This is a genomic window from Pseudomonas sp. R62, assembly GCF_000257605.1.
Taxonomy (GTDB): Bacteria; Pseudomonadota; Gammaproteobacteria; order Pseudomonadales; family Pseudomonadaceae; genus Aquipseudomonas; species Aquipseudomonas atacamensis.
In genome coordinates this window covers 162218-168523 of sequence record NZ_JH635998.1, presented here as the reverse complement: position 1 = coordinate 168523, position 6306 = coordinate 162218, and the positions used below count along the sequence as shown (strand labels likewise).

The window sequence follows — 6306 nt, the reverse complement described above, 5'->3', positions numbered from 1 at the left end:
CGCGCAGTAGCCCCGCTCAAGCCGGCGGCCGACGCGATTCAGCTGGATTCAACGGAGCTTTCCATCGATCAGGTGCTTGAACGCATCATGAGCGAGATCGCCATTCGCGATATCGCCGGGTGACCAAGAGGGCCGCAGGGGACCAGTCATAGTCCTGCGGTGCTTCTTTTAAATGAAACTAACCCACACCGTCTGGGGTGTGGAGATGGGCGTTTACTTCGCCCTCATCTACAGGAATTAAAATGAGCGAAAGCTTTGCGGAACTCTTTGAAGAAAGCCTGAAAACCCTGAACCTTCAGGCAGGCTCCATCATCACCGGTGTTATCGTTGATATCGATTACCAGGCTCGCTGGGTAACCGTTCACGCTGGTCTGAAGTCTGAAGCACTCATCCCGCTTGAGCAGTTCTACAACGATGCTGGCGAACTGAACATCAACGTTGGTGATGAAGTTCACGTTGCTCTGGATTCGGTTGAAGACGGCTTTGGCGAAACCAAGCTGTCCCGTGAAAAAGCCAAGCGCGCTGAATGCTGGATCGTTCTGGAAGCAGCCTTCGCAGCCGAGGAAGTGGTCAAGGGCGTTATCAACGGTAAGGTTAAAGGCGGCTTCACTGTCGACGTTAACGGCATCCGTGCGTTCCTGCCAGGTTCCCTGGTTGACGTCCGTCCAGTGCGCGACACCACGCACCTGGAAGGCAAAGAGCTGGAATTCAAGGTCATCAAGCTGGACCAGAAGCGCAACAACGTTGTCGTTTCCCGTCGCAGCGTCCTCGAAGCCGAGAACTCCGCCGAGCGTGAAGCTCTGCTGGAATCGCTGCAGGAAGGCCAGCAAGTCAAAGGTATCGTCAAAAACCTCACCGATTACGGCGCATTCGTCGATCTGGGTGGCGTGGACGGCCTGCTGCACATCACCGACATGGCCTGGAAGCGCATCAAGCATCCTTCCGAGATCGTCAACGTTGGTGACGAAATCGACGTCAAGGTTCTGAAATACGATCGCGAACGCAACCGTGTTTCCCTGGGCCTGAAGCAACTGGGCGAAGATCCATGGGTTGCTATCAAAGCCCGTTACCCAGAAGGCACTCGCGTTACCGCTCGTGTAACCAACCTGACCGACTACGGCTGCTTCGCTGAGCTGGAAGAAGGTGTTGAAGGTCTGGTACACGTTTCGGAAATGGACTGGACCAACAAGAACATCCACCCTTCGAAAGTCGTACAAGTCGGCGACGAAGTGGAAGTCATGGTTCTGGACATCGACGAAGAACGTCGTCGTATCTCCCTGGGCATCAAACAGTGCAAGTCGAACCCATGGGAAGACTTCTCTGGCCAGTTCAACAAGGGCGACAAGATCTCCGGCACCATCAAGTCGATCACCGATTTCGGTATCTTCATTGGTCTGGACGGCGGCATCGACGGTCTGGTTCACCTGTCCGACATCTCCTGGAACGAAGTGGGCGAAGAAGCCGTACGTCGTTTCAAGAAGGGCGACGAGCTGGACACCGTCATCCTGTCGGTTGACCCAGAGCGCGAGCGCATCTCCCTGGGCATCAAGCAACTGGAAAGCGATCCGTTCTCCGAGTACGTCTCGGTTAACGACAAGGGCGCTATCGTGACCGGTACCGTGAAAGAAGTTGACGCCAAAGGCGCCATCATCGTTCTGGCCGACGACATCGAAGCTACCCTGAAAGCCTCTGAAATCAGCCGTGACCGCGTTGAAGACGCGCGCAACGTTCTGAAAGAAGGCCAGGAAGTTGAAGCCAAGATCATCAGCGTTGATCGCAAGAGCCGCGTAATCCAGCTCTCGATCAAGTCGAAAGACGACGCTGAAGAGAAAGAAGCGATCCAGAGCCTGAAAGCAGCTCCGGAAGGTGAAGCAGCTGACACCACTATGGCGGCACTGCTGCGTCAAGCAATGGCCAAACAGAACTGAGTTCTGGTTGATCATTAAAAAGGGCGACTTCGGTCGCCCTTTTTTGTGCGTGCGATTTGGTCTTTGTACGTCCGTCCATGAAACCAATAGCTTCGGCTGCGGGTCTGTTTCTTTAATCGGATCAATCGCCTATTCGCGACTAAGCTTAATCTTGAGCATTAGTCGTCAGGCTTGCCTGGCATAAGGAAGTGGATGAACAAGTTACTTGTTGTTGCAGTGGTCTTGGCGCTGGCAGGGTGCACCACCAGTGCGAAAACCCATGCGGTGCGCGGCGTCAGTGGTGTCGAGGTCGATTGCTCCGGGTTGGGTTCCGGTTGGGAGAAGTGTCAGAAGCGTGCGACCAAGGAATGCAAAGGCAAGGGCTACAAGGTCATCACCCGTTCTGACGATGCCAAAGATGAAGACGAATACCCGTTTGGCTTCAATCCCGCAGGCTTTGTAACCCGGACCATGCTGGTGATGTGTCGTTAGGGCAGTGGCGATCCGACTCGCCACTGGAGTGCCCTGAAAATGGGCATTTTGACCCCGGGAAAGATATGTCAATCCCTGGGCTGTTCAAAATCTTCCGGGCATGCTAAAACCTTTCAAGCGCTGATCTAGCTGCTTGAAAAAGAAGGGAAAAATATGACGAAGTCGGAGTTGATCGAACGAATTGTCACCCATCAAGGGCTACTCTCATCCAAGGATGTGGAGCTGGCCATCAAGACCATGCTTGAACAAATGTCTCAGTGCCTCGCCACCGGTGATCGTATCGAGATCCGTGGATTTGGCAGCTTCTCCCTGCACTACCGCGCACCGCGCGTTGGTCGCAATCCAAAGACCGGCCAGTCGGTAAGTCTGGACGGTAAATTCGTTCCGCACTTCAAGCCGGGTAAAGAATTGCGTGACCGCGTGAATGAGGAAGAGGAGGAGGGCGCTTGATCTTCGCTATTCAAATTCAAGGGGGCGTGAATGCGTAACCTCAAACGCATACTGCTTGGCATTTTTCTTCTGCTGATGGTTCTGGTGGTTCTGGCGTTTGTGCTTGAAAACCAACAGTCAGTCTCGCTTTTGTTTTTCGGCTTTTCAGGCCCGCAGCTGCCGGTGTCGGTTGTCGCGGTTTTGGCATTGCTGGTCGGCATGCTCATCGGTCCAATTTTGGGCTGGTTTCTTGGACGTTCGTCCAGAGCTGCGCGCAAGCGACTGGTCTAAAGGCGACAGGCGCACGGCATCTGTCGAAATTGCGCATCAGCCTGTCTTTATCCATTAGTAAAAGCATCATTAAGCTGTAAAATGCGTCCCTTGTTCGATCGTGCCTTATTTGCATGTCGATTCAGACTGACTCTGACGGATGCCAATTGATAGTGGCTTCTGCATTCATGGATTAGACCGCGCTCGCTGGCAGCGCCGTCCGCAGCTCAAGGGTATCGCTTCGCGTGAAAATTCTAGTTACCGGCGGCGCCGGCTTCATTGGCTCGGCAGTCATCCGTCACATCATCTCCAACACTTCCGATGCAGTCGTTAACGTCGACAAGCTGACGTACGCCGGCAATCTGGAGTCCCTGGCAGAAGTCAGCCAGAATTCGCGTTACGCCTTCGAGCGCGTCGACATCTGCGATCGTGATCAGATCGACCGTGTCCTGCGTGAACACCAGCCCGATGCAATCATGCACCTCGCGGCAGAATCCCACGTAGACCGCTCGATCTCCGGCCCGTCCGAGTTCATCCAGACCAACATCATTGGCACTTACACACTCCTAGAAGCTGCGCGCCACTATTGGGCTGCGCTGGACGACACGCGCAAAGCCAACTTCCGCTTCCACCACATTTCGACTGACGAAGTTTACGGAGACCTCGAAGGTCCGGAAGACCTCTTCACCGAAACCACCCCGTATCAGCCAAGCTCACCGTACTCGGCCAGTAAAGCCAGCTCCGACCACCTGGTTCGTGCCTGGGCCCGCACCTATGGCCTGCCGACACTGGTGACCAACTGCTCGAACAACTACGGCCCATGCCACTTCCCTGAGAAGCTGATCCCGCTGATCATTCTCAACGCACTGGAAGGCAAGCCGCTGCCGGTGTACGGCAAAGGCAACCAGGTTCGTGACTGGCTGTATGTCGAAGATCACGCGCGCGCGCTGTACAAAGTCGTCACCGAAGGTGTGATCGGTGAGACTTACAACATCGGCGGTCATAACGAAAAACAAAACATCGAAGTAGTGCATACCCTGTGTGCGTTGCTCGATGAGTTGCGTCCTGATTCGGCCCATCGTCCTCACGCCAGCCTGATCACTTATGTTCAGGATCGTCCTGGTCATGACGTGCGTTATGCGATCGACGCGAGCAAGATCCAGCGCGAGCTGGGTTGGACTCCGGAAGAGACTTTCGAGACTGGCATTCGCAAGACTGTCGAGTGGTATCTGAATAACACTGAGTGGGTTGAGCACGTGAAGAGCGGCAGCTACCAGCAGTGGATTGATCAGAACTATGCGGATCGCTCGAACAAGGCATGAAAATTCTCCTGCTGGGCAAAAATGGCCAGATAGGGTGGGAGCTGCAACGCTCCCTTGCCCCGCTTGGCGAGCTGATCGCGCTTGATCGTCATACCGTCGATGGTTTGTGTGGCGATCTGTCCGATCTGGTTGCGTTGCGTGCAACTATCCGACAAGTCAGGCCCGACATGATCGTCAATGCGGCTGCGTATACTGCAGTCGACAAAGCTGAATCGGAACCGGAGCTGGTTGCTCTCGTCAATGCCAAAGCGAGCCGGCTGATGGCCGAAGAAGCGGCGGTCTCGGGTGCGTGGTTGATACATTACTCCACCGACTATGTCTTTAGCGGCCTGGGCGAGACGCCTTGGCAAGAGACAGATGCCGTCGCGCCGGTGAACCAGTATGGCGCAAGTAAACTGGCGGGCGAGCAAGCGATTATCGCTTCTGGCTGCAAGCACCTGATCTTCCGAACCAGTTGGGTCTACTCAGCGCGTGGTAACAATTTCGCCAAGACCATGCTGCGGCTGGCAAAGGATCGCGAAACGCTGAGTGTGATCGCAGATCAAATCGGCGCGCCTACTGGTGCTGAGCTGATCGCTGACGTCACCGCACGGGCTATCGAGCAGGTCTTGTTTCGCCCGGAACTGGCGGGGCTCTATCATCTGGCCGCCGCCGGCGAAGTCTCATGGCACGGTTATGCCAGCCATGTGATCGACTTTGCCAAGGCAAACGGTGAAGCGCTTGCCGTCACGGCGATCAATCCGATCGATACCACCGCTTACCCGACACCTGCGCGCCGTCCTTTGAATTCCCGACTGGGTACTCAAAAACTGCGTGACAATTTTTCTCTACACTTGCCGGATTGGCAAAGTGGTGTAACCCGAATGCTTAGGGAAGTTCTGAACAAATGACCACGACAAATCGTAAAGGCATCATCCTCGCCGGCGGCTCGGGCACGCGCCTGCACCCGCTGACTCTCGGCGTGTCGAAGCAGATGCTGCCGATCTACGACAAGCCGATGATCTTTTATCCGTTGTCGGTGTTGATGCTTGCTGGTATGCGCGAGATTCTGATTATCTCGACGCCTGAAGACTTGCCATGTTTCCGCAAGCTGTTGGGCGACGGTAGCCTTTACGGGATCAAACTCACCTATGCCGAACAACCGAGTCCAGATGGTCTGGCACAAGCGTTCATCATTGGTGAAGAGTTCATCGGTGAGGATCCATGCTGCCTGATTCTGGGTGACAACATCTTCTACGGACAGCATTTCTCGGACAATCTGCGTTCGGCGACCAACCAGCAGCAAGGCGCGACGGTATTCGGTTATCACGTTTCCGATCCGGAGCGTTTCGGCGTTGTCGAGTTTGACAAAAGTGGCCGCGCGCTGAGTATCGAAGAAAAACCGTTGAACCCCAAGTCCAACTACGCGGTAACCGGCCTCTATTTCTACGATAATGACGTTGTCGAGATCGCCAAGGGCATCAAGCCTTCTGAGCGTGGCGAGCTGGAAATTACCGACTTGAATCGCGCGTACCTTGAGCGCGAGACCCTCAATGTCGAGATGCTGGGGCGCGGTTTTGCCTGGCTGGATACTGGGACTCATGACTCACTGCTGGAAGCGAGCCATTTCGTCCATACCATCGAACAGCGCCAAGGCTTGAAAGTGGCCTGCCTGGAAGAGATTGCTTATCACAACGGCTGGATCACTGCTGAGCAACTGGGCGCTCAGGCTGATGCATTGAAAAAAACCGGTTATGGACAATATTTGCAGAAGCTCCTGGACTTGAGCGCTCGCTAATCACGAGTATCAGTTTTTCAGCTAACAGTGTTTCAATCGTGCAAGCAGGAATGGCATGCCAGTCAAATCACCCAGGGTTGCAGTTTTGCTGGCTGCCTACAACGGAACG

Annotated in this window: 8 protein-coding genes; all 8 read left to right on the top strand. The window is 54.7% G+C overall.

The features are described 5' to 3' along the window. A partial coding sequence (locus OQK_RS29845; protein WP_177318466.1) for a (d)CMP kinase occupies positions 1–123 on the top strand: 123 nt, incomplete at its 5' end. Between the two features lie 119 nt (positions 124–242). Then, positions 243–1928: a 30S ribosomal protein S1 gene (gene rpsA, locus OQK_RS02245; RefSeq protein WP_016770920.1), complete on the top strand. Its 1686-nt coding sequence runs from the start codon at positions 243–245 to the stop codon at positions 1926–1928. Between the two features lie 192 nt (positions 1929–2120). Beyond that, a complete protein-coding gene (locus OQK_RS02240; RefSeq protein WP_016770919.1) occupies positions 2121–2399 on the top strand; it encodes a hypothetical protein in 279 nt (92 codons plus the stop codon). A gap of 153 nt (positions 2400–2552) precedes the next feature. Beyond that, the gene (gene ihfB, locus OQK_RS02235; RefSeq protein ID WP_007950920.1) at positions 2553–2849 is read left to right on the top strand and encodes an integration host factor subunit beta; all 297 of its coding nucleotides are present in this window, start codon (positions 2553–2555) and stop codon (positions 2847–2849) included. Positions 2850–2879: 30 nt separating this feature from the next. Continuing rightward, positions 2880–3119, top strand: a complete 240-nt coding sequence (locus OQK_RS02230) for a LapA family protein (protein ID WP_016770918.1) — start codon at positions 2880–2882, stop codon at positions 3117–3119. Between the two features lie 224 nt (positions 3120–3343). Then, positions 3344–4420 (top strand): dTDP-glucose 4,6-dehydratase, encoded by a 1077-nt coding sequence (rfbB, locus tag OQK_RS02225; RefSeq protein WP_016770917.1) that lies wholly within the window; start codon positions 3344–3346, stop codon positions 4418–4420. Next, entirely contained in the window at positions 4417–5310 is an 894-nt protein-coding gene (gene rfbD / locus OQK_RS02220; RefSeq protein ID WP_016770916.1) for a dTDP-4-dehydrorhamnose reductase, read from the top strand. The genes rfbB and rfbD overlap by 4 nt, the downstream gene beginning before the upstream one ends. After that, the gene (rfbA, locus tag OQK_RS02215) at positions 5307–6197 is read left to right on the top strand and encodes a glucose-1-phosphate thymidylyltransferase RfbA (protein ID WP_016770915.1); all 891 of its coding nucleotides are present in this window, start codon (positions 5307–5309) and stop codon (positions 6195–6197) included. Before rfbD ends, rfbA begins: the two co-directional genes overlap by 4 nt. Positions 6198–6306 lie beyond the last annotated feature (109 nt).